Source organism: Paraburkholderia sp. BR10937 (assembly GCF_040965695.1).
Lineage (GTDB): Bacteria > Pseudomonadota > Gammaproteobacteria > Burkholderiales > Burkholderiaceae > Paraburkholderia.
In genome coordinates this window covers 15,378-35,596 of sequence record NZ_JBFRCL010000080.1, presented here as the reverse complement: position 1 = coordinate 35,596, position 20,219 = coordinate 15,378, and the positions used below count along the sequence as shown (strand labels likewise).

Sequence of the window (20,219 nt, the reverse complement as noted above, 5' to 3'; positions counted from 1 at the left end):
CGGCCTCACAGCGCTTTAAAAAGGTTGATTCGCGTTGAAATTGCACAATGCGAAAGATTTAGCGGCAGTGGGCGCGTAAATCGTGGAAGGCCGCTGCCCGTCGAGGGGTATTTCCGCAACCTGCTAGAGGTCGAGTTTCGTGATCTTCGTGCCGCCGAGCGAGAGGTCGCCGATCAGCCCGCTGTTGGTGAGCACGAAGACCTGCACGGGGTTGGTGGCCGTGGTGGTGTCGATCGAGCCGTTCGCGCCGACCTTCACGAGCGCGACCGATGCGTCGCCGCCTGCCGACCAGCCGCTCGAATTGCGGAATTTCGCCAGCGCGTCTTCGGTCATGAAGAGATAGATGACGGACTTCGACTGCACGCCGAGCGTTGCGCCGACCGAAGCCGACGACGTGCTGTAGAAGCCAACCGTGCTGCCGCCCACGCGCAGCGCGCCGTCGCCGTGTTCGCCACCGACGCCGATGCCGGCCTGGATCACACGCGGAAACACGAGAATGCCGCGGGCCTTGCCGACCAGCTCGCGCGAGCCCGGCACGGTCTGATAGAGGCGCGACAGGGTGGCGTCGACGTCGGAGTTGATCGACTGCGCGCGCGACGCGTTGGTCGCGGCGTTGGGTGCCTCGCTGCTGGTGGTCGTGCAGCCCGAGAGTGCCGCGGCGCCGACGGCGATTGCGACAGAAGCCTTCAAAAGAATGCGAGATGCGGTCATCTTGTTCTCCGTTCTTGTTGCCGGGCGCCGCAATGTCGCGGCGTCCAGTCGTTATACCCGAACGTCCCGACCCGCACTTTGAGGCTGCGCAGCACAAACGCTGCGCGCTGGGGCACGCGCGAAAAGCGCTAGCGCTCCGGCACGGGCTTGGCCGTGGGCCGCCGCAGGGCGCGCTTCACGCCGCCGATCAGCACGCCGAGCGCGAGCAGCACCGCAGCGGGCACAACCCAGTAACCGACGAACGCGTGCCACAGATAGCCCGCGAGCGTCGTGCGCCGCACGGCGTATTCGTCGCGCGCTTCCTGCTGGCGCTGCGCGTTCGCCGCGAGCACCCCGGCGGGGCAGCCGGCCGCACGCGCGGATTCGGGCGTGCCGTGGCAGCGCAACGGGGCGCCGGCGTCGCGCTCGGCGTCGGTGAAGGTCCAGGAGGTCAGCGCGCGCTGCAGATCCGCGCGGTTATACGCCATCTCGTCCTGAACCTCGCGCACCACGACGATCATCACCGGCACGAGCCAGAAGGTGATCACCATGAGCCAGCGGCGAAACCAGCGGTTCTTGTGTCTCCATGCCATCTGCGCCTCCGTTCGATGCCATTGGCATCAACGTCAACGCGGCAGCCCGATGGCTAATGGGTGATTTCGCGGGGAGGGGCCGCCGCTGCAGCCATCATAGGAGAAAAACGGCGCATCCGAATGCGGGCGATGACGCAAATCCGCGCAAACCGGCACGATTTCGCCTGCGTCGACGATGATTCGCACAACCGAAGACACGGGCGCGCGGCGACCGAGGCACCGCTGCAGCGCACAAAACCGGCGCATAAAAAAACGCGCCGCAGCGTGTGCTGCGGCGCGCGGTTCCTGCGGGTGCGGGAGGGTGCCCAGACCCGCTTCGCTCAGCTCTTCGTCGACAGGCAGGTCTTCATGAATGCCTTGCGGTCGTCGCCCTTCTTGTCGCCGGCCTGGGTGTTGCACGCCTTCATGCGCTCTTGCTGGGTCATGGTCGGAGCGGGGGCGCCGGCAGCCGAAAGGCATTGCTTCATGAATGCCTTGCGGTCGTCGCCTTTCTTGTCGCCGGCCTGGGCGTTGCAGGCCTTCATCTTGTTCTGCTGGCTGTTCGCCGCCGGTGCGGAAGCGGGTGCGGCGGTCTGTGCGAACGCCGGCGCGGCCAGCACGCCGCCCAGCACGATTGCAGCAATGACGGATTGCATCTTCATCGTTCACTCCCTTGACTTTGGACGTTCTCAGTTGACGTGCGGCCCGCCGTGCATAGCCGGTGCGCCTCGCGCGCGCCGCCATTATGGCAAAGCCGCCATTAAAACGACGCAGCGACGTGTTCGGTTGACGCGCGCGCTGCTGCACAATGTTCGCTATCGGCCGTCGACCCGTCCGGCGTGGCCGCAACGACACGGAGAACGCGCATGCATTACCTCTTGATGTACGAACTCGCAGACGACTACCTCGAACGCCGTCCCGAACATCGCAGCGCGCATCTGCAGCTGGCATGGGCCGCCGTCGAGCGCGGCGAGTTGCTGCTAGCGGGGGCGATAGCCGATCCCGTCGACAACGCGCTGCTGCTATTCCAGGGCGACAGTCCGGCCGCGGCCGAGGCGTTCGCGCGCGCCGACCCGTATGTGCTCTCGGGGCTCGTGAAGCATTGGCGCGTGCGGCCTTGGCAAACGGTGGTGGGCGAAGCGGCATCGAATCCAGTGCGATAGGGCGCGGGGGCAGCGGTTGTGACAGCGGCGGCACGACCGGCGCGGCCTAGACCGGTGCCTCGCCGTTCGCGTCGTCAGCCGCCGCTTGAGCCAGCAGCTCGCGCACGGTGTCGTCGCTGACCTGATCGAAGTCCAGATAGAACTGGCCGACGCTGTAGAACGCCTCGGGCGTGCGCGCACAGACGAATTCGTCCACGGTCCCGCCGAGCCGGCCCTGCGAGCCCGCGGGCGCGACCGGCAGCGCCGCGACGATACGCGCGGGGCCGAGCGTGGCGAGCGCGAGCGCCGCTGCCTTGAGCGACGCGCCCGTGGCCATGCCGTCGTCGACGATGACCGCCACACGGCCGGCCACCGCGAGCGGCGCACGCTCGCCGCGATAGCGCGCCTCGCGCCGGCCAAGCTCGATGCGTGCAAGCGCCATGGCGCTCTGCAACTGGGCCTCGCTCACGCCGGCGCTGCGCACGAGCGCGCTGTCCACGTACTGCGCGCCGTTCGACGACAGCGCGCCCATGGCGAGTTCCGGCTGCCAGGGGAGGCCGAGCTTGCACACGGGCAAGACATCGAGCGGCACCTGCAGCGCCTTCGCGACTTCGTAGGCTACCGGCACGCCGCCGCGCGGGAGCGCGAGCACGATGACGTCGCGTCTGCCCGCGTAGGCCGAGAGCGGGCCGGCGAGCGAGCGGCCCGCCTCGCGGCGATCGGTAAAGGGGCGTTCCATGAAGAGGTCCTCCCATCTCGTTGCCGGCAAATGGCCGCGCAGCGATCCGTTCAGTTTGCCACTCGCGGCCACACGCTGCTGGCAAAAGAGCCACCCCCGCAGGTCCCCACGAAGCGGCGTGCGGCGCGAGCGAGGGTGCATGCCACTGCCCGCGCGATCCAATGCGGTGCGGCGCTCATTTGCATACGCGGATTTCTCGTTTGGCGCGCGCGCGTCGCCTCGCTACGATGAAGTTCGATCCCGCCACCGACGAGGTCTCGCCATGTCCGAATCCGCCTCCTTCAAGCCGCGCGTCGTCGAACCGGTCGTGCCCGATGCACCCGACGGCCTCGGCCTCGCCGTCGAGCTGTGGCTCGCGCGCCCGGTCGACGGCATCGCGGGCCGGGCGCTGCGCATTCACCTGCGCCACGGCGCGCGCATGGAGCAGGCCGAAACGCTGCGCGATCTGCTCCATGCCGTCGGCACCGCGATCGTGGTGTCCTGACGGCCCTCCCGCCGCTCAATCGAGCGGGGTGGCAAAGAGCGCGTCGAGCAGATTCGACGAGGACGTGTCGGCGAGGCGCGTGAGCGATTCGACCATGCGCACCTGGCAGTCCACGAGCGGCAGCATGCGAATGCGCCGCGACTCGCCGAATTCCGCATGCGCGATCACGCCCACACCCACGCCCTGCGCAATGGCCGTTTGCAAGGCCTCGCGGCCGTCCACGTAGAGCACGGGCTGGACCTGCAGCCCTTTACGCACGAGTTCGGCTTCGAGCAACTGCTGCGTGACCGAATGCGTTTCGCGAAACACCATGGGCTCGCGCACGAGCTCCTCGTACGTCATACGGCGCTTTTTCGCGGCGGGGCTCTCGGCGGGCACGACCGCGACCAGCGGTTCCTCGCGCAGCACGCGGGCCTGCAGCCGGCTGTGCACCTGACGCGCGGCCGTGATGGCGGCGTCGGCTTCGCTCGCGAGGACGCGGCGCATGCATTCGGTCGCGTTCGCGATCGACAGCTTGATCACCACCCCCGGATAGCGCCGCCTGAACGTGCCGATCAGCTTGATGGCGAGGTCGGGCGCGTCGGCGGCGAGGGCGAGTTCGCCCGATTCGAGCGCGCCCGCCGCTTCGAGCAGCCGCCGCGCGTCGCGCTCACACCCCACCATCTGACGCGTCACCGCGAAGAGTCGTCGCCCGAGTTCGGTGAGTTCCACACCGCGAGGCCCGCGCTCGAAGAGTTTGACCCCGAAATCCTGTTCGAGCCGCCGCACATGGTCCGATACCGCCGGCTGCGTGAGGGAGAGCGCCTGCGCGGCGCGTGAGAACCCGCCGTGTTCGGCGACCGCGTGAAAAGCCCGCAACTGCGCGTATTGCATCTCGAAGCACTCCGGCGACAGGGGTAAAACAGGGGATAAGCGAAACTTATATCTGCATCGATTATATCGATTTTACCGATGGCCAGCACTACGTTAACGTGTCGGGATTGACAGTCCCGACGCCCACTTGGAGCCCGCATGACCACCCCCGCCGAGCCGTATCTCCTGACCCCCGGACCGCTGACTACCGCGGCCTCGACCAAGGCCGCGATGCAGCGCGACTGGGGCTCGTGGGACGCCGACTTTCGCGCCATGACCGCGCAATTGCGCACCGCGCTGCTTCAGATCGCGGGCGACGAGCAGGGTGAATACGACTGCGTGCCGTTGCAGGGCAGCGGCAGCTATTGCGTCGAGGCGATGCTCGGCAGCTTCGTGCCGCGCAACGGCCACGCGCTCGTGCTCGCCAACGGCGCGTATGGCAAGCGCATCGCCACGACGCTGCGCTACCTGGGCCGCCAGCACACCGTGCACGACACCGGCGACTACCTGCCGCCGCGCGCAGAAGACGTCGAACAGCTGCTGATCGCGAACCCGGACATCACACATGTCGTCGTCGTCCATTGCGAGACCAGCTCGGGCATTCTGAACCCGATCGAAGCGATCGCGGCCGTGACGGCTCGCCAGGGGCGGCGCCTGCTGGTCGACTCGATGAGCGCGTTCGGCGCGGTGCCGCTCGACGTGCGCACGCTGCCTTGCGACGCGTTCGTTTCCTCGGCCAACAAGTGCATCGAGGGCGTGCCGGGCTTCGGCTTCGTGATCGCGAAAAAAGCAGTCCTGCACAACGCAAAGGGCGTGAGCCACTCGCTCGCGCTCGATATCCACGACCAGTGGGACGTCATGAACCGCACCGGCCAGTGGCGCTTCACGCCGCCCACGCACGCGGTGGCCGCGTTCATCGAGGCGCTGCGCCTGCATGCGCTCGAAGGCGGCCAGCCAGGGCGCCTCGCGCGCTATGCGCGCAACCGCGACGCGCTCGTCGAGGGCATGCGCGAGCTCGGTTTCGAGCCGCTGCTGACCGAAGCCTGGCGCTCGCCCATCATCGTCACGTTCTTTTCGCCGGCCGATCCCGCATTCGACTTCACGCGCTTCTACGAACTGATGAAGTCGCAGGGTTTCATCATCTATCCGGGCAAGCTGACGAGCGTGGAGAGCTTCCGCATCGGCTGCATCGGCGCACTCGACGAGACCGTCATGCGCCGCGTCGTGGCCGCGTGCGGCGAAGCGCTGCGCACGCTCGGCGTGACAAGTGCCGCGCCCGCGCCGGTCGACCTCGGCGCACGCGAAGCGCTCGCCGCTTGATGCACGCATACCGTCAAGACTCCACATCATCGATTTTTTAGCAGGACGCATGCAATGAAACACGTCAAGGCAGTGATTTTCGACTGGGCCGGTACCGTGGTCGACTACGGCTCGCGCGCGCCAATGGGCGCCTTCGTCGAGACCTTCGAGCAATTCGGCGTGCCGATCACGATCGACGAGGCGCGCGGGCCGATGGGCATGGCCAAGCGTCCGCACATCGCGGCGCTGATGGCGCTGCCGCGCGTCGCGGCGGCATGGGAAACGCGCTACGGCCACGCGCCGGGCGAAGCCGATATCGACGCCGTGTACGACGTCTTCGTGCCGAAGAACGTCGCCGTGGCCGCGCAGTACAGCGACGTGATTCCGGGCGTGGCCGCCGTGACCGCCGCGCTGCGTGCCGATGGCGTACGCATCGGCTCGACCACGGGCTACACGCGCGAAATCATCGACCAGATCGTGCCGGGCGCAAAGGCTCAGGGTTTCGATCCCGACAGCATCGTTTGCACGGGCGACACGCCCGAGGGCCGGCCTTCGCCGTACATGATCTACCGCACGCTGCCGGAACTCGGCGTGTGGCTCGCGCGCGACGCGATCAAGGTGGACGACACCGAAGTCGGCATCGAAGAGGGCATCAACGGCGGGACGTGGGCGGTGGGCGTCGCGGTGAGCGGCAACGCGTTCGGCCTGACCGAAGAAGAAGTTCGCGCGCTCGCGCCCGAAGAATTCGCGCGCCGCCGCGCCGCGGCCGCGGAACGCCTGCGCGCGGCGGGCGCGCACTACGTGATCGACAGCGTCGCCGATCTGCTGCCCGTGGTGAACGAGATCGAAGCGCGGCTGGCCCGCGGCGAGCGGCCCTGAGGCAACCGGAAGGCAACTGAGGGGCAGGTTGCGAACAACACGCAGGCGGCCTCGCCGCTTGCGTTACCATGGGCGCCCCAGCCACCAGCCGCCGCCCATGAAGACGTTTGTGCTTTTCGTCGTGACCGCGTTCGCCGAGATCATCGGCTGCTATCTGCCTTACCGCTGGCTGCGCGAAGGCGCGAGCGCGTGGCTCCTCGTGCCCGCCGCGGCCTCGCTCGCGCTCTTCGCCTGGCTGCTCACTCTGCACCCCACGGCCGCCGGACGCACCTATGCGGCCTACGGCGGCGTGTATGTCTGCGTCGCGATTCTCTGGCTCTGGGCCGTCGAGGCGATCCGGCCGAGCCCCTGGGACTGGGCCGGCATCGGCTTCACGCTCGCCGGCATGGCGCTCATCATGTTCCAGCCGCGCTGAGCGCACCCGGACTCAGGCGAGCGTATTGACGTGCGGAAACTTGTCGCGGAAGGCCTGCGGCATCGGCACGACCTTTTTCGCTTCGTAGTCGAAGAACACGAAGCCCGATTTCGCCATGGCGATGAGCGCGCCATCGGCGGGCCGCGTGATGCGGAAGATGATGTCGCCGCCGTACTTGTTGAAATCCATGATGCCCACCTCGAAGCACAGCGCGTCGCGCGCGTAGGCTTCGGCGCGATAGGTCGTGGCGAGGTCGGTGACGATGATGCTCGTGTGCGCGTCCTTCATGTCCTCGATGCCCGCGTCGAACAGAAAACGCGCGCGCGCCTCGGAAATCATCGAGATCATCGAATCGTTGGCGAGGTGATTGGCCGAGTTGATGTCGGTGACGCGCACCGTGAGGTGCGTCGAGTAATAGAACTGGTCTTCGGGAAAGTGGAGCTCGATGCGGGCCATGATGCGATGCGAAAAATTGGGGACGGGCGGCGCCATCGGGCTTGCACGGCGTGGGCGCCGGGCCCGATTGTAACGGGAGGCGCGCCGCCGCCGGCGCCAGCCCGGCGCTAGAATGCGTGAGCGTTTTGCCCCCAAAGCGGCCCGGCGCGTTGCCCCCACGCACTGCCACATTGCATCGATTCCCGCCATGACCGACATGCCCGGCCCCGCATCCCGAACCGCCGCCGATGCCACCCCCGCGCCGCACGACCTGCCCACGCTGAACGGCAGCACGATCGCGCTGCACCCGTTGCGCGCGCAGGACGCGCCGCGCCTCGTCGCCGCGGCGGCGGACGGCGAACTCTGGGACCTCAAGGTGACGGTGGTGCCCGGTCCCGCGACCGTCGACGCCTGGATCGCCAGGGCGCTCGACGGCGTGCGCGCCGGCACCGTGATCCCGTTCACGATCCGCCTGCGCGAGCGCGATCGCGTGGTGGGCAGCACGCGCTTCTGGAAGGTCGACCGGGAGAACCGCAAGCTGGAGATCGGCTCAACCTGGCTCGCGGCGTCGGTGCAGCGCTCCATCGTGAACACGGAGGCGAAGTTTCTGATGCTGGGCTACGCCTTCGAAACACTCGGCTGCGTGCGCGTGCAGTTCACGACCGACGTGCTCAACGCGAAGTCGCGCGCGGCGATCCTTCGGCTCGGCGCAAAGGAAGAGGGGGTGGTGCGGCGCGAACGCATCATGCCGGACGGCCGCAAGCGCGACTCCGTGCGCTTTAGCATCATCGAGGACGAATGGCCCGAGGTGAAGGCGGGCCTGTTGCGCCGCTTGCAGGCGGGCAGCTGAGCGCTGCTGCCGCATCCAGAGCGGCGCGAGAGCGCTGGCACTAGCGCAGGCGCTCCGGTGGCGATTCAGGCGGCGGATCGCCTTCCGGCACGGGCGGCGGCTCGGTGTCCGGCACTGGCGGAGGCGGCGGACGATGTGGATCGTCGGGCTCCTCGGTCGGCAGATGAGCCTCGTGACCGCGGCGAACACCAGCGGCGAGCAGGAAATTCGAACGCATAGACCTCTCCGGGATTCGCGAAGCGTGCGCCAGATGGGGCGCCGCAGCACCTCGGCCTCGCTTTCGCGCGAATCGATTTGCCCGGCTGGGCGCAAATGTCGTGCCCCGCGAGGCACCGGGGGCTGCCCGGGCCGGTACGCGGGTTGCTGCTTATCAAGCAGGGACCTGCGCGGTCAACTCGCTTCGACGCTGCGAGGGCCTCGCATCCGGGCTCGCAACGTACCGAAGGAGGACCGATGACCATGCACACCCCACCGACGAAGGGTTTCATGGCCGGCGCGCTCGCGCTGGCTCTCGTCCTGGAAGGAGCAGCGGCGGGCGGGGCGCTCGCGCAGGACAACACCGGCGCGGATCGGCCGACCACGGCGCCCGCCACGGAATCGAGCGGGGCGAAGGCCAACGGCGTGTATCCGGCGCCCACCCAGGGCGTCGAACAGGGCGTGCCCGCCAGCAAAGGCGCACAGGCCACGCGAACGACGCATTCCTCGAAACACAAACCGCATCACGCGAAACAACCGGTAAAGGGCGCGGCAAAAGCAACGACGAACCGCGCGGCGAGCGCGTCGGCCGCGGCGGGCGGCAGCGATGCGAGGGAGTAAGACGATGCACGAAAATCGCGCTTTTCATTTGCCGCGCCATCTGCGCGAAAGCCGCCCGGGCCAACGCGCTAGCGGCGTCGAAACTTTCCTGCTGGCCGCACACGGATGGGTGCCGAACAACGCCCGGCTTCCCGTCATCGTCTATCGGCGCGCGCTGGCGCCGGGTGCACAGGACCTGGCACGCGCGTTCAACGAACGCTTCGAGGCGAACGGCTGGCCGGTGCAATGGCTCGACGGCGTCTTCGACTATCACCATTTCCACTCCACGGCGCACGAGGTGCTGGGCGTGTTCGCCGGCACGGCCGAATTGATTCTCGGCGGCCCGGGCGGGCGTGTGCTGCGCGTGCATGCCGGCGACGCGCTGCTGCTGCCGGCCGGCACCGGTCATTGCCTGCTATCGCTGGCCGGCGGCTTCCGCGTAGCGGGCGGCTATCCGCGCGGGCAGCAGTGGGACATCCGCCGCGACGCGCTCACGTCGGCGGAGTTGCGCGCGATGCAGGCGCTGCCGTATCCCGCGAGCGATCCCCTCTACGGCGAACGTGGGCCGCTGATCGAGCACTGGCTCGCGCAGGCGTGAGTGACGCGCCGGGCACAGCGCTTGCATTCACGCGGTATTCGCCGTGCATTCGCACAAGGGAGAGGGGGATACCATGACGACGCAATCGAATCGCCCGCTGAATTTGCCGCTGAATCTGCGTGAGCTGGTTTGCCGTCGCGCCTCTGCACTCGTCGTCGCGTTCGGGTGCTCGTTCGGCTGTGCGCTGGGCGTGCCGTCTGCCGTGCTCGCCCAGGGCGCGCCGCAATCGATCGCCGTGCAGCGCATGGCGACGGTGCAGTCGGGCACCGGCTTTCGCGCCTCGAAGCTCGTGGGCTCCGACGTCTACGACAATAGTGGCAGCAAGATCGGCGCGATCGACGACATCGTGCTCGAGTCGCCTAACCAGGGTGCCTTCGCGATTCTCTCCGTGGGCGGCTTCCTCGGTCTGGGCAAGCATCTCGTGGCCGTGCCGTTCAACGACCTGCGCATCGACAGCAAACAGATCGTGCTGCCGGCCGACAAGGACCAGCTGAAGGCCATGCCCGAATTCAACTACGCGCACGAATGACGCGCTCGTAGATGAGCGTGATTGCCGGAGGTCAAGACGGCCAGGGCCTGAGTCCAAAGTCCTATTGCGCGTCCCTCGTCCACCCACCATAGTGGATGGATGCCTCGTGTGAGGCGTCTGAAGCGGGGAGCGATTCAATGGCGAAGAAAGAGGAAGTCAAGGCCGCGAGCGCAGCCGAGCCGGCGGAAAAACTCAGCGAAAAGGCCTATCAGAAGGAACTCGAACGCCTGCATGGCGAACTCGTTCGCTTGCAGGAGTGGGTGGTCCAGAAGCGCCTCAGGGTCTGCATCCTGTTTGAAGGCCGCGACGGCGCAGGCAAGGGCGGCACGATCAAGGCGCTCACCGAACGCGTGAGCCCGCGCGTATTTCGCGTATTCGCGCTGCCCGCGCCCACGGAACGCGAGAAGTCGCAAATGTACTTCCAGCGCTACCTGCCGCTGCTGCCCGCCGCGGGCGAAATCGTGGTGTTCGACCGCAGCTGGTACAACCGTGCGGGCGTCGAGCGCGTGATGGGCTTTTGCACGCCGGAACAGGCCACGGAATTCCTGCGCGGCGTGCCGCTCATCGAGCGCGCCATCATCGACTCGGGCACGATCCTCATCAAGTTCTGGCTCGAAGTGAGCCAGAAAGAGCAGACCCGGCGCCTCGAAGGGCGCATCAACGATCCGCGCAAGATCTGGAAGCTTTCGCCCATGGACCTCCTGTCGTATAGCCGCTGGTACGACTATTCACGCGCGCGCGACGAGATGTTCGACATGACGGATACGCCGGAATCCCCATGGTTCGTTGTCCGATCCGATGACAAGAAACGCGCGCGCCTGAACGTCATCAGCCATATTCTGAACACCATTGCGTACAAGGCGCTGCCGCGCGAGAAGGTCACGCTGCCCGAGCGCCAGAAGCCACAAGGCTACCGCGACCCGGACTATCCTTACCGCTACGTGCAGGAGAAGTACTGAGCGGCATCGCGTCCGATCCGGCGCAGCTTGTCGTCGCGCCGGATCAAACCACACTATCATCACGATTGAACGCTCACGAGGGGTTAGACCATGGCCGAGCTGCTGCTGGGTAATATCGACGAACACGTCACGGACGCCGAAATCAACGAGTTTCTGGAGCGCTACGGTTTTCCGCCGTACGACGCGATTCAGCGCATCGAGGGGGCGGGCCGTCCCGGCGCGCTGCTCACCTTCCACGCCGCGAGCGAGGAGGGGTTGCGCCGCTTGCAGGGCCGCATTAACAACCTGTTCTGGCGCGAGCACACCATCAGCGCCCAGGTCATGCCGCCCGCACGCGAGGAATAGGCGCACGCAAAAACACAACAGGGCGCGCACCGCGGCTACGCCAGCTGCGGTGCGCGCCCTGCATTTTCAGGCGCCGTTTCGAGGCGGCCGTTCTCAGGCCGAACAGGCCGGCCTCAATAGAAGATCAAACCCGGCCGCTGCGTGCTCACGCGCGTGCCCGCCTTGCCCTGGGTGATCGCCACGATATCGGCCAGCGCGCCGATCACCGCATCCTTGCCGGTGTTGCGCGCGAACTCCGCGGCCGCCATGACCTTCGGACCCATCGACCCGGCCGCGAAGCCCAGCTTCTCCAGTTCGTCGGGATGCGCGCTCGCAATCGCCTTTTGTGACGGCTTGCTCCAGTCGACGTACGTGGCGTTCACGTCGGTGGCGATGATGAGCATGTCGGCCTCCAGCTCCTGCGCGAGCAGAGCGGAGCACAGATCCTTGTCGATCACCGCCTCCACGCCGCCCAGCTTGTGGCCTTCGCCATAGAGCGTCGGAATGCCGCCGCCGCCCGCGCAAATCACGATCGTGCCGCGCTCCAGCAGCCATTTCACGGGGCGGATCTCGAAGATGTGCTTCGGCCGCGGGCTCGCCACGACACGGCGGAACTTGTCGCCGTCCGGGGCGATGGCCCAGCCGCGCTCGGCGGCGAGCTTCTCTGCCTGTTCCTTCGTGTAGACCGGGCCGATCGGCTTGCTCGGATGCTGGAACGCCGGATCGTTCGCGTCCACTTCGACCTGGGTGAGGATGGTCGCGAACGGCACCTCGTACGGCAGGAGATTGCCGAGTTCCTGCTCGATCATGTAGCCGATCATGCCCTCGGTCTGCGCGCCGAGCACGTCGAGCGGGTAGCCGGGCACGTCCTTGTAGGCCTCGCCCTGCAGCGCGAGCAGGCCGACCTGCGGCCCGTTGCCGTGGGCGATCACCAGTTCGTTGCCCTGTGCGATCTGCGCGATGCACGCGCGCCGTCGAGCGATGCGGCTCAAATGTCGGCGAGCGTCGAAACGAGGATCGCCTTGATCGTGTGCATGCGGTTTTCCGCCTGCTCGAAGGCCAGGTTCAGCGGCGACTCGAACACTTCCTCCGTGACCTCGACGCCGCCCCTGAGCTCAGGATACTTGTCGGCGATCTGCTTGCCGATCACCGTCTCGCTGTTGTGGAAGGCGGGCAGGCAATGCATGAAGCGCGTATGCGGCGTGCCGCTCGCCCTCATGAGCGGCATGTTCACCTGATAGGGCAGCAGCGCCTTGATGCGTTCGCCCCACGCTTCCATGGGCTCGCCCATCGAGACCCACACGTCGGTGTGCACGAAATCCACGTCCTTGACGGCGGCCTTGGGGTCCTCGGTCAGCAGGATGCGCGCGCCGCTTTCCTCGGCGAACTTCTTGCAGTCCGCCACGAGATCGTCGTGCGGCCAGAGCGACTTCGGCGCCGCGATGCGCACGTCCATGCCGAGCTTCGCGCCAATCAGCAGCAACGAGTTGCCCATGTTGTTGCGGGCGTCGCCGAGATACGCGTAGCTGATCTGCGTGAGCGGCTTGTCCGAATGCTCGCGCATGGTGAGCACGTCGGCGAGCATCTGCGTGGGGTGGTATTCGTCGGTGAGGCCGTTGAACACCGGCACGCCCGCGAACTTCGCCAGTTCCTCGACGATATCCTGCTTAAAGCCGCGATACTCGATCGCGTCGTACATGCGGCCAAGCACGCGCGCCGTGTCCTTCATGCTTTCCTTGTGGCCGATCTGCGAGGAGGTCGGATCGATATAGGTGACGTTCGCGCCCTGGTCGTAGGCCGCGACTTCGAACGCGCAGCGCGTGCGCGTGGAAGTCTTTTCGAAAATCAGCGCAATGTTGACGCCCTTGAGGTGCTGCTGCTCGGTCCCCGTGTATTTGGCGCGCTTGAGGTCGCGCGAGAGGTCGAGCAGATAACGCAGCTCGCGGGTGCTGTGGTGCATCAGACTAAGCAGGCTGCGGTTGCGCAGGTTGAAAGCCATGTCGTTTCTCCGTTGCGAATGCAGTGGGAATGCGAATAGGGGCGACGCTCAGAGTTCGACGGCGTCGCGCACGATCGGGCAAGTCATGCAGTGGCCGCCGCCGCGCCCGCGGCCCAGTTCGCTCGCCGTGATCGTGATGACTTCCACGCCGGCCTTGCGCAGCAGCGTATTCGTATAGGTGTTGCGGTCGTAGCCGATCACGACGCCGGGCTCGACGCACACCACGTTGTTGCCGTCGTCCCATTGCTCGCGCTCCGCCGCGAACGCGTTGCCGCCGGTCTCGACGATGCGCAGGCTCTTCAAGCCCATCGCTTCGGCCACGACGTCCACGAAGGGCTTTTCCTCGCGGCGCAGGTCGAGCTTCGAGGGGCTCTTGTCGTCGGGGCGAACCGAGAACGGCACGATCTCGTTGACCACTTCGGGGAAGATTGTCACGAGGTCGCGGTCGCAGAAGCTGAACACCGTGTCGAGGTGCATGGCCGCGCGCGATTTGGGCAGGCCCGCCACGACGATGCGCTTGGCACCGCCCTTGGCGAAGATGTTCTGCGCGAGACGGCCGATCGCCTGGCGGCTCGTGCGCTCGCCCATGCCGATCAGCACGACGCCGTTGCCGATCGGCATCACGTCGCCGCCTTCGAGCGTGGCTGCGCCATGGTCCTCGTCGGGGTCGCCGTACCACACCTGGAAGTCCTTGCCCGCGAACTCGGGGTGATAACGGTAGATGGCCGTGGTGAGCAGCGTTTCCTGCCGGCGCGCCGGCCAGTACATCGGGTTCAGCGTTACGCCGCCGTAGATCCAGCAGGTCGTGTCGCGCGTGAAGGTGCTGTTGGGCAGCGGCGCGAGCACGAAGCTCGAATAGCCCAGATAGCGGCGAAATTCCTTGAGGATCTTGCTTTGTTCGGTATCCGGAATATCTTCGGCAACCACGCCGCCAATGAGGAATTCCGCGGTCTTGCGCGGCTCGAGCCCTTCGAGCCAGCTGCGCACCTCGCCGGCCAGCGACACGCCCACGGTCTCGGGGCGAACCTTGCGGTCGAGGATGTACTTGAGCGCCTCGGGGTGTTGCACCGTTTCCGTGAGCAGATTGTGCATTTCGAGGACGTCCACGCCGCGCTCGCGCATCTTCGTTACGAAGTCGAAGTGGTCGCGCTTTGCCTGGCTGACCCAGATCACGTCGTCGTAAAGCAGCTCATCGCAGTTGCTGGGAGTGAGGCGTTGATGCGCGAGACCCGGCGCGCACACCATGACCTTGCGCAGCTTGCCTGCCTCGGAATTGACGCCGAAGGCGACAGTGTCCGTACTCATCATGAGACTCCTCGAATCAGAGGGTGAGAAAGCCCTTGTACAGGCCGAAAGCCGCCAGCAATGCGCCAATCAGCACAGCGGCGAAAACGAACTTCTCGATGTTGGTGAACACGGGCTGGCCGACCTCGCGTTTTGCGCGTGCGAACAGCACGACGCCCGGCGCATAGAGCAACGCGGAGAGCAGCACGTATTTGAGGCCGCCGGCGTAGATGAGCCAGACCGCATAGATCACAGCGATGCCCGCGATGACGAGGTCCTTGTTGCGCTCGCCGCTGTCGGCCTCGTACGTTTCGCCGCGCAGCGCGAGCAGGAATGCGTAGGCTGCCGACCAGAAGTAGGGCAGCAGGATCATCGAGGTCGCGAGATAGATGAGCGAGAGATACGTGCCTTTCGAGAACAGCGTGATGACGAGGAAGATCTGCACCATGCCGTTCGTGAGCCACAGCGCGTTGGCCGGCACGTGCTTCGCGTTTTCCTTGCGCAGGAAGTTTGGCATCGTGTGGTCGCGCGCGGCCGAAAAGATGATTTCGGCGCATAGCAGCACCCATGAGAGCAGCGCGCCCGCGAGCGACACGACGAGCCCCACGCTGATGAGAATCGCGCCCCAGTGGCCGACCACGTTTTCGAGCACGCCCGCCATCGAGGGGTTCTGCAGGGCCGCGAGCCTGGGCTGCGTGAGCACGCCGAGCGACAGCACGTTGACGAGCACGAGCAGGAGCAGCACGCCGACGAAACCGATGACCGTGGCCTTGCCCACATCGCTGCGCTTTTCCGCGCGCGCGGAGAAAATGCTCGCGCCTTCGATGCCGATGAACACCCACACGGTCACGAGCATCATGCCGCGCACCTGGTTCGTCACGCTGCCGAGCTTGGGATTCATTTGTCCCCAGAAGTCGGCCGTGAAGATGCTGGAGCGGAACGCAAACGCGCAGATGATGATGAAGAGGCACAGCGGCACCAGCTTCGCGACCGTGGTGATCTGGTTGACGATTGCGGCTTCCTTGATGCCCCGCAGCACGAGAAAGTGCAGCGCCCAGAGCAGCACCGAGGCGCAGATGATGGAGATCGGCGTGTTGCCCTCGCCGAACACCGGGAAGAAGTAGCCGAGCGTACTGAACAGGAGAACGAAGTAGCCGACGTTGCCGAGCCACGCGCTGATCCAGTAGCCCCAGGCCGAGCCGAAGCCCATGTAGTCGCCGAAGCCGGCTTTCGCGAAGGCGTAGACCCCGCCGTCGAGTTCGGGCTTGCGGATGGCCAGCGACTGGAACACGAACGCCAGCATGAGCATGCCGACCGCGGTGATCGCCCAGCCGATCAGCACGGCGCCGGCGTCGGCGCTGGCCGCCATGTTTTGCGGCAGGGAAAAGATACCGCCGCCCACCATCGAGCCCACGACGAGGGCCGTGAGCGCGCCGAGGCGCAGCTTGTTGGCAGAGGCTGGGGTGGCGGCGCTATCGGGCTTGGCAGCGGGGTGAGACGAAGACGTCGATTCGGACATGCGCGATCTCCTGGACGAGCCGGCTGGGTTGCAAATCTCGCGCTGCGCGCGAGCCCATCAACATGCTTGTGCCTGAATCTGCGGCGCGGATCGCATGCCGCGAGAGCGGAACCCGTGCCGCTACGCGCTCAATCTGATAGGGGGCGCGCAAAATGACAATAAGACCTTGGTCCGATAGGGAGAGGCAAACCGGCGGGAATTAGCAAAATTAAAGGCGCCAGTGGATTGCAGTTTTATGACGGGCCTTATGCCAATTGCGTACGGAACAGGCCGTATGCCGGACTTTCCCGGTAAAAATGGCGTTGCGCAGCGCAAGGTAAATTAGCGGTTCGATCTATTTGTACAGGACAACCGGCATGTGAATTTCGATTTATCTTAGATTAAATCGGGAAGCAAAATATTGATCGCGCGTAAATGTTCAATTACCACTTTTATTCGAAATACTGGAAATAATCACGGCGTGACATGTTATTGCGCACGACGTTAGCGGACATCGTCGTCAGCCAATGCGGTTGGAAACCTTCCACTGGTTTTCCCTGAATTGTTCGAGGCGCACCGGCTCCGGCACCATTAGCTCAGACGAACCCGCACGAGCCCACGCAACCCGATGAACGAAACCGCTCCCGCATCCACTCCGGCCTGGACGCCGGCACCGCAGCAGGTCGAATCAGCGCGCATCACCCAGTTCGTGAAGTGGCTCGGCGAGACGCGCGGTCTCGCGTTCGACGACTACGACGCGCTATGGCGCTGGTCCGTCGACGACATCGACGCTTTCTGGTGCGCGCTGTGGGACTGGGCGCAGATTCCCTCGCGCGAGGCGCGCGGCGTGGCGCTCGCCGATGCGGCAATGCCCGGTGCACGCTGGTTTCCGGGTGTCGAATCGAACTACGTCGAGCGGGCCTTTCAGCTCGCGAACGACGCGCGGCCCGCGATCGTTTCGCGCAGCGAGAGCGGCCCCATGGCCGGGCGCACTCGCGAATTGAGCTGGACGGAGCTGCGCCGCCAGGTCGCGGCTTGCGCGGCCACGCTGCGGCGCATGGGCGTGACGCGCGGCGACCGTGTGGCGGCCTTCATGCCGAACACGCCCGAGACGGTCGTGGCATTTCTCGCCACGGCAAGCGTGGGCGCGATCTGGTCGGTGTGCTCGCCCGACATGGGGCCGCTCGCGGTGCTCGACCGCTTCCGGCAGATCGAGCCAAAGGTGCTGTTCGCCGTGGACGGCTATCGCTACGGCGGCAAGCCGCACGACCGGAGCGAGCTGGTTCACCATCTGCTGCGCGAGTTGCCGGGCGTGGCGCACCTCGTATTCGTCCCGCAACTCGACCCGGACGCCGACGCGAACGCGTACCCGCAGGCCACGGCATGGCGCGACGCCATCGCTGGCAACGTCGCCCTGCAGATCGAACCCGTGCCGTTCGATCATCCGTTGTGGATCGTCTATTCGTCGGGCACGACGGGCATGCCCAAGGCCATCGTGCATTCACACGGCGGCATCGTGGTGGAGCACGTGAAGCTCACCGCGCTGCATCTCGACCTGAACCCTGGCGACCGGTTCCACTGGTACGCCAGCACGAACTGGATCATGTGGAACTGCCAGGTAGGCGGCCTGCTCGCGGGCGCGACGCTCTGCCTCTACGACGGCAGCCCCACCTATCCCGACGCGCAGGCGCTGTGGCGCTTCGTGGGCGACACGGGGGTGACGTTCTTCGGCGCGGGGGCGGCGTATTTCCAGGGGTGCCTGAAGGCCGGGGTCGAGCCGCGTGCGGCGGCCGATCTCTCGCGCCTGCGCGCAGTCGGCTCGACCGGCTCGCCGCTGCCGCCCGAAGCGTATGCGTGGATACTCGAGCAGGTGGGGCCCGTCTGGATCGACGCGATTTCAGGCGGCGCTGACTTCGCGGGCTGCTTCCTCGCCGGCGTGCCGACCTTGCCGGTCTATCTCGGCGAAATGCAGTGCCGGTGCCTCGGCGCGCGCGTCGAGGCATTCGATGAAGCCGGGCACGCGCGCATCGACGAAGTCGGCGAACTCGTGTGCACCGCGCCCATGCCCTCGATGCCGCTTTACTTCTGGCGCGACGAAGCGCACCGGCGCTACCGCGAAAGCTACTTCGACATGTTTCCTGGCATCTGGCGCCACGGCGACTGGCTGCGCATCACGCCCCGCGGCGGCGCGGTCATCTACGGCCGCTCGGACGCCACCATCAACCGCCACGGCATCCGCATGGGCACGAGCGAGCTGTATCGCGCGGTGGAGTCGGTGCCCGAGGTGCTCGACAGCCTCGTGGTCGATCTGGAGTACCTGGGGCGCAACTCGTCGATGCCGCTCTTCGTGGTGCTGCGCCCCGGTGTCGATCTGGGCGACGCGCTCGCGCAGCGCATTCGTGCGCGCGTGCGCGAGGCGCTCTCGGCGCGCCATGTGCCCGACGAGATCCATCAGGTTCAGGCCGTACCGCGCACGCTCTCGGGCAAGAAGATGGAGGTGCCGATCAAGCGGCTTCTGCTGGGCCAACCGCTCGATAAGGTGGCCAATCCGGACACCATGGCCAACCCGGAAAGCCTCGCGTGGTTTGCGGCGTTTGCGCGGACGAGGGGCGGGGCAGCGTGATTCCTGCCGCGCCGATTTAAAATGGCGCGCGGACCGACGCCGATGTCTGTCCGTTTACGCGGCCTTCCATCGTCAACGCATGCCATCGCCTAGCGCCACCGTTCCCATCTCGCTCGTCAACGGCTTTCTGGCCGGCGCGGGCGCCGAGTCCGCCGTGATCCGCCGCTATCTCAACGAGGCGGGCATCGCGCTGGAACTGCTCGCCAAGCCGGGTGGCCGTGTGACGGAAGAGCAGTTCTCCACGCTCTACCAGACGCTCGCCATCGAACTCGACGACGAGATGCCCGGCATCTTCAGCCGGCCGCTGCGCAGCGGCACGCTCAAGTTTCTCTGCCTGAGCCTGCTCGATGCGCGCAACCTCGAAACGGCCCTGCATCGCTTCGACCAGTTCTTCCACATCGTGCTCGACGATTTCCGGCTCGAGTCGCGCCGCCAGGGGCTCGTGGCCCAGGTGGCATTACGCGCCAATCCGGCGTATGGCGCGATCGGGCCGCTCGGCCAGGAGCTGACGCTCAAGCTCGCGCATGGCGTGTGCTCCTGGCTGATCGGCCAGCGCATTCCACTCCTGCAAGTCGATTTCGCCTGCGCGCAGCCGCCGCACGCGCTCGATCATCGTTACTTCTTCTCAGGGCCCGTGCGCTTTGGCTGCGAGGCCACGCTGATGCGCTTCAGCGCGGCCTATCTCGACATGCCGATCCGGCAGAGCAAGCGCAACCTGCGCGCGTTTCTCGCGCGCTCGCCCGGCGACTGGATCTTCGAGACCTTCAGCGAGCAGCTCGTGAGCCACAATGTGCGCCAGTACCTGGCCGCGCAACTGCCCGATCTGCCGACCATCGAAGCGGCGGCCGACAGCCTGCACTGCTCGGTGCGCACGCTGTGCCGGCGCCTCGCCGCGGAGGAGACCACCTTCCAGGCGCTCAAGGACGAACTGCGCCGCGACGTGGCGATCCAGCGCCTCACCGACACCCAGGACACGATTGCGGCCATTGGCGGCGATCTGGGTTTCGACGACCCCAGCGCCTTTCACCGCGCCTTTCGGCACTGGACAGGCAGCACGCCCGGCACCTACCGCCGGCGCGGCTGAGCGGCTGGGCGCTTGAGCGTCGCCCGGCACGAAGTGGCGATGCCCATCCATGACGGGTGGGCACAGCGACCGACGGCGTGGCCAGAATTGTCACCATGTGGTCCGGTTTGGACAGTGGTTTTGCGACCCATTGACGCTACGATCCGTCCTGTACTGCCGCAAGGTGGCC

23 protein-coding genes and 1 pseudogene are annotated in these 20,219 nt (G+C 66.4%); 13 read left to right on the top strand and 11 right to left on the bottom strand.

Going from position 1 to position 20,219, the window contains the following annotated elements; translation table 11 throughout:
* Positions 1-123: 123 nt before the first annotated feature.
* The 3 genes from AB4Y44_RS38610 to AB4Y44_RS38600 all read right to left on the bottom strand — a co-directional run bounded on the left by AB4Y44_RS38610 (position 124) and on the right by AB4Y44_RS38600 (position 1,924).
* Complete coding sequence (locus AB4Y44_RS38610; RefSeq protein ID WP_342923933.1) at positions 124-711, bottom strand: YSC84-related protein; 588 nt, start codon at positions 709-711, stop codon at positions 124-126.
* A gap of 128 nt (positions 712-839) precedes the next feature.
* The gene (locus tag AB4Y44_RS38605) at positions 840-1,283 is read right to left on the bottom strand and encodes a hypothetical protein (protein ID WP_342923934.1); all 444 of its coding nucleotides are present in this window, start codon (positions 1,281-1,283) and stop codon (positions 840-842) included.
* A gap of 320 nt (positions 1,284-1,603) precedes the next feature.
* Positions 1,604-1,924, bottom strand: coding sequence for a PsiF family protein (locus AB4Y44_RS38600; RefSeq protein WP_342923935.1), 321 nt, complete (start codon positions 1,922-1,924; stop codon positions 1,604-1,606).
* Between the two features lie 204 nt (positions 1,925-2,128).
* Here AB4Y44_RS38600 and AB4Y44_RS38595 point away from each other — a divergent pair, with 204 nt between their 5' ends.
* Positions 2,129-2,425, top strand: coding sequence for a YciI-like protein (locus tag AB4Y44_RS38595; RefSeq protein ID WP_342923936.1), 297 nt, complete (start codon positions 2,129-2,131; stop codon positions 2,423-2,425).
* A 46-nt stretch (positions 2,426-2,471) separates the two neighbouring features.
* Here AB4Y44_RS38595 and AB4Y44_RS38590 read toward each other — a convergent pair whose 3' ends face one another.
* A complete protein-coding gene (locus AB4Y44_RS38590) occupies positions 2,472-3,143 on the bottom strand; it encodes a phosphoribosyltransferase family protein (RefSeq protein WP_342923937.1) in 672 nt (223 codons plus the stop codon).
* A gap of 262 nt (positions 3,144-3,405) precedes the next feature.
* Here AB4Y44_RS38590 and AB4Y44_RS38585 point away from each other — a divergent pair, with 262 nt between their 5' ends.
* The gene (locus tag AB4Y44_RS38585; RefSeq protein WP_069268061.1) at positions 3,406-3,627 is read left to right on the top strand and encodes a hypothetical protein; all 222 of its coding nucleotides are present in this window, start codon (positions 3,406-3,408) and stop codon (positions 3,625-3,627) included.
* Positions 3,628-3,642: 15 nt separating this feature from the next.
* Here AB4Y44_RS38585 and AB4Y44_RS38580 read toward each other — a convergent pair whose 3' ends face one another.
* A complete protein-coding gene (locus tag AB4Y44_RS38580) occupies positions 3,643-4,500 on the bottom strand; it encodes a LysR substrate-binding domain-containing protein (protein ID WP_368702441.1) in 858 nt (285 codons plus the stop codon).
* 138 nt (positions 4,501-4,638) lie between these two features.
* On the opposite strand from AB4Y44_RS38580, the gene AB4Y44_RS38575 reads away from it, so the two are divergent.
* From AB4Y44_RS38575 to AB4Y44_RS38565, 3 genes are all read left to right on the top strand, one after another.
* A complete protein-coding gene (locus AB4Y44_RS38575) occupies positions 4,639-5,799 on the top strand; it encodes a 2-aminoethylphosphonate--pyruvate transaminase (protein WP_368702440.1) in 1,161 nt (386 codons plus the stop codon).
* A gap of 54 nt (positions 5,800-5,853) precedes the next feature.
* Entirely contained in the window at positions 5,854-6,657 is an 804-nt protein-coding gene (gene phnX / locus AB4Y44_RS38570) for a phosphonoacetaldehyde hydrolase (protein ID WP_342923940.1), read from the top strand.
* A gap of 97 nt (positions 6,658-6,754) precedes the next feature.
* Positions 6,755-7,072, top strand: a complete 318-nt coding sequence (locus AB4Y44_RS38565) for a YnfA family protein (RefSeq protein ID WP_028207023.1) — start codon at positions 6,755-6,757, stop codon at positions 7,070-7,072.
* 12 nt (positions 7,073-7,084) lie between these two features.
* On the opposite strand, the gene AB4Y44_RS38560 is transcribed toward AB4Y44_RS38565, so the two are convergent.
* Positions 7,085-7,528, bottom strand: a complete 444-nt coding sequence (locus AB4Y44_RS38560; RefSeq protein WP_342923941.1) for a thioesterase family protein — start codon at positions 7,526-7,528, stop codon at positions 7,085-7,087.
* Between the two features lie 196 nt (positions 7,529-7,724).
* Here AB4Y44_RS38560 and AB4Y44_RS38555 point away from each other — a divergent pair, with 196 nt between their 5' ends.
* Entirely contained in the window at positions 7,725-8,357 is a 633-nt protein-coding gene (locus tag AB4Y44_RS38555) for a GNAT family N-acetyltransferase (RefSeq protein WP_368702442.1), read from the top strand.
* Positions 8,358-8,397: 40 nt separating this feature from the next.
* Here the strand turns inward: AB4Y44_RS38555 and AB4Y44_RS38550 are convergent, their stop codons facing one another.
* Positions 8,398-8,574 carry a hypothetical protein gene (locus tag AB4Y44_RS38550; RefSeq protein ID WP_368702439.1) on the bottom strand — a complete coding sequence of 59 codons (177 nt, stop codon included), beginning with the start codon at positions 8,572-8,574 and terminating at the stop codon, positions 8,398-8,400.
* 236 nt (positions 8,575-8,810) lie between these two features.
* Here AB4Y44_RS38550 and AB4Y44_RS38545 point away from each other — a divergent pair, with 236 nt between their 5' ends.
* The 5 genes from AB4Y44_RS38545 (at position 8,811) to AB4Y44_RS38525 (ending at position 11,583) form a co-directional block, all read left to right on the top strand.
* Entirely contained in the window at positions 8,811-9,173 is a 363-nt protein-coding gene (locus AB4Y44_RS38545; RefSeq protein WP_368702438.1) for a hypothetical protein, read from the top strand.
* Positions 9,174-9,177: 4 nt separating this feature from the next.
* Positions 9,178-9,750: a cupin gene (locus AB4Y44_RS38540; RefSeq protein WP_368702437.1), complete on the top strand. Its 573-nt coding sequence runs from the start codon at positions 9,178-9,180 to the stop codon at positions 9,748-9,750.
* A gap of 73 nt (positions 9,751-9,823) precedes the next feature.
* Positions 9,824-10,279 (top strand): PRC-barrel domain-containing protein, encoded by a 456-nt coding sequence (locus AB4Y44_RS38535; protein ID WP_368702436.1) that lies wholly within the window; start codon positions 9,824-9,826, stop codon positions 10,277-10,279.
* Between the two features lie 137 nt (positions 10,280-10,416).
* The gene (ppk2, locus tag AB4Y44_RS38530; protein ID WP_342923945.1) at positions 10,417-11,238 is read left to right on the top strand and encodes a polyphosphate kinase 2; all 822 of its coding nucleotides are present in this window, start codon (positions 10,417-10,419) and stop codon (positions 11,236-11,238) included.
* Between the two features lie 90 nt (positions 11,239-11,328).
* Positions 11,329-11,583 carry an RNA-binding protein gene (locus tag AB4Y44_RS38525; RefSeq protein ID WP_254313976.1) on the top strand — a complete coding sequence of 85 codons (255 nt, stop codon included), beginning with the start codon at positions 11,329-11,331 and terminating at the stop codon, positions 11,581-11,583.
* A gap of 113 nt (positions 11,584-11,696) precedes the next feature.
* Here AB4Y44_RS38525 and arcC read toward each other — a convergent pair.
* The 4 genes and pseudogenes from arcC to arcD all read right to left on the bottom strand — a co-directional run.
* A pseudogene (gene arcC / locus AB4Y44_RS38520) lies at positions 11,697-12,548 on the bottom strand (carbamate kinase); the annotation flags it as partial.
* A 2-nt stretch (positions 12,549-12,550) separates the two neighbouring features.
* The gene (locus tag AB4Y44_RS38515) at positions 12,551-13,561 is read right to left on the bottom strand and encodes an ornithine carbamoyltransferase (RefSeq protein ID WP_342923947.1); all 1,011 of its coding nucleotides are present in this window, start codon (positions 13,559-13,561) and stop codon (positions 12,551-12,553) included.
* A gap of 48 nt (positions 13,562-13,609) precedes the next feature.
* On the bottom strand, positions 13,610-14,866 hold the full coding sequence (gene arcA, locus AB4Y44_RS38510) for an arginine deiminase (protein WP_342923959.1): 1,257 nt from the start codon (positions 14,864-14,866) through the stop codon (positions 13,610-13,612).
* Positions 14,867-14,882: 16 nt separating this feature from the next.
* A complete protein-coding gene (gene arcD / locus AB4Y44_RS38505; RefSeq protein WP_342923960.1) occupies positions 14,883-16,250 on the bottom strand; it encodes an arginine-ornithine antiporter in 1,368 nt (455 codons plus the stop codon).
* Positions 16,251-16,971: 721 nt separating this feature from the next.
* Here arcD and AB4Y44_RS38500 point away from each other — a divergent pair.
* Together AB4Y44_RS38500 and AB4Y44_RS38495 are read left to right on the top strand one after the other, a co-directional pair.
* Positions 16,972-18,966: an acetoacetate--CoA ligase gene (locus AB4Y44_RS38500; protein WP_368702435.1), complete on the top strand. Its 1,995-nt coding sequence runs from the start codon at positions 16,972-16,974 to the stop codon at positions 18,964-18,966.
* A gap of 79 nt (positions 18,967-19,045) precedes the next feature.
* Entirely contained in the window at positions 19,046-20,050 is a 1,005-nt protein-coding gene (locus AB4Y44_RS38495; RefSeq protein WP_368702434.1) for an AraC family transcriptional regulator, read from the top strand.
* The last annotated feature ends 169 nt before the right edge of the window (positions 20,051-20,219 follow it).

What these genes read in the sequence shown, in the direction of transcription:
- AB4Y44_RS38545 (WP_368702438.1), top strand. Translation starts at nt 8,811, where the DNA reads ATGACCATGCACACCCCACCGACGAAGGGTTTCATGGCCGGCGCGCTC.
- AB4Y44_RS38495 (WP_368702434.1), top strand. Translation starts at nt 19,046, where the DNA reads ATGCCATCGCCTAGCGCCACCGTTCCCATCTCGCTCGTCAACGGCTTT.
- AB4Y44_RS38590 (WP_342923937.1), bottom strand. Translation starts at nt 3,143, where the DNA reads ATGGAACGCCCCTTTACCGATCGCCGCGAGGCGGGCCGCTCGCTCGCC.
- AB4Y44_RS38605 (WP_342923934.1), bottom strand. Translation starts at nt 1,283, where the DNA reads ATGGCATGGAGACACAAGAACCGCTGGTTTCGCCGCTGGCTCATGGTG.
- AB4Y44_RS38595 (WP_342923936.1), top strand. Translation starts at nt 2,129, where the DNA reads ATGCATTACCTCTTGATGTACGAACTCGCAGACGACTACCTCGAACGC.
- AB4Y44_RS38540 (WP_368702437.1), top strand. Translation starts at nt 9,178, where the DNA reads ATGCACGAAAATCGCGCTTTTCATTTGCCGCGCCATCTGCGCGAAAGC.
- phnX (WP_342923940.1), top strand. Translation starts at nt 5,854, where the DNA reads ATGAAACACGTCAAGGCAGTGATTTTCGACTGGGCCGGTACCGTGGTC.
- AB4Y44_RS38535 (WP_368702436.1), top strand. Translation starts at nt 9,824, where the DNA reads ATGACGACGCAATCGAATCGCCCGCTGAATTTGCCGCTGAATCTGCGT.
- AB4Y44_RS38515 (WP_342923947.1), bottom strand. Translation starts at nt 13,561, where the DNA reads ATGGCTTTCAACCTGCGCAACCGCAGCCTGCTTAGTCTGATGCACCAC.
- AB4Y44_RS38580 (WP_368702441.1), bottom strand. Translation starts at nt 4,500, where the DNA reads ATGCAATACGCGCAGTTGCGGGCTTTTCACGCGGTCGCCGAACACGGC.
- AB4Y44_RS38560 (WP_342923941.1), bottom strand. Translation starts at nt 7,528, where the DNA reads ATGGCCCGCATCGAGCTCCACTTTCCCGAAGACCAGTTCTATTACTCG.
- arcD (WP_342923960.1), bottom strand. Translation starts at nt 16,250, where the DNA reads ATGGTGGGCGGCGGTATCTTTTCCCTGCCGCAAAACATGGCGGCCAGC.
- AB4Y44_RS38525 (WP_254313976.1), top strand. Translation starts at nt 11,329, where the DNA reads ATGGCCGAGCTGCTGCTGGGTAATATCGACGAACACGTCACGGACGCC.
- AB4Y44_RS38500 (WP_368702435.1), top strand. Translation starts at nt 16,972, where the DNA reads ATGAACGAAACCGCTCCCGCATCCACTCCGGCCTGGACGCCGGCACCG.
- AB4Y44_RS38610 (WP_342923933.1), bottom strand. Translation starts at nt 711, where the DNA reads ATGACCGCATCTCGCATTCTTTTGAAGGCTTCTGTCGCAATCGCCGTC.
- AB4Y44_RS38575 (WP_368702440.1), top strand. Translation starts at nt 4,639, where the DNA reads ATGACCACCCCCGCCGAGCCGTATCTCCTGACCCCCGGACCGCTGACT.
- AB4Y44_RS38565 (WP_028207023.1), top strand. Translation starts at nt 6,755, where the DNA reads ATGAAGACGTTTGTGCTTTTCGTCGTGACCGCGTTCGCCGAGATCATC.
- AB4Y44_RS38585 (WP_069268061.1), top strand. Translation starts at nt 3,406, where the DNA reads ATGTCCGAATCCGCCTCCTTCAAGCCGCGCGTCGTCGAACCGGTCGTG.
- AB4Y44_RS38550 (WP_368702439.1), bottom strand. Translation starts at nt 8,574, where the DNA reads ATGCGTTCGAATTTCCTGCTCGCCGCTGGTGTTCGCCGCGGTCACGAG.
- arcA (WP_342923959.1), bottom strand. Translation starts at nt 14,866, where the DNA reads ATGAGTACGGACACTGTCGCCTTCGGCGTCAATTCCGAGGCAGGCAAG.
- ppk2 (WP_342923945.1), top strand. Translation starts at nt 10,417, where the DNA reads ATGGCGAAGAAAGAGGAAGTCAAGGCCGCGAGCGCAGCCGAGCCGGCG.
- AB4Y44_RS38555 (WP_368702442.1), top strand. Translation starts at nt 7,725, where the DNA reads ATGCCCGGCCCCGCATCCCGAACCGCCGCCGATGCCACCCCCGCGCCG.
- AB4Y44_RS38600 (WP_342923935.1), bottom strand. Translation starts at nt 1,924, where the DNA reads ATGAAGATGCAATCCGTCATTGCTGCAATCGTGCTGGGCGGCGTGCTG.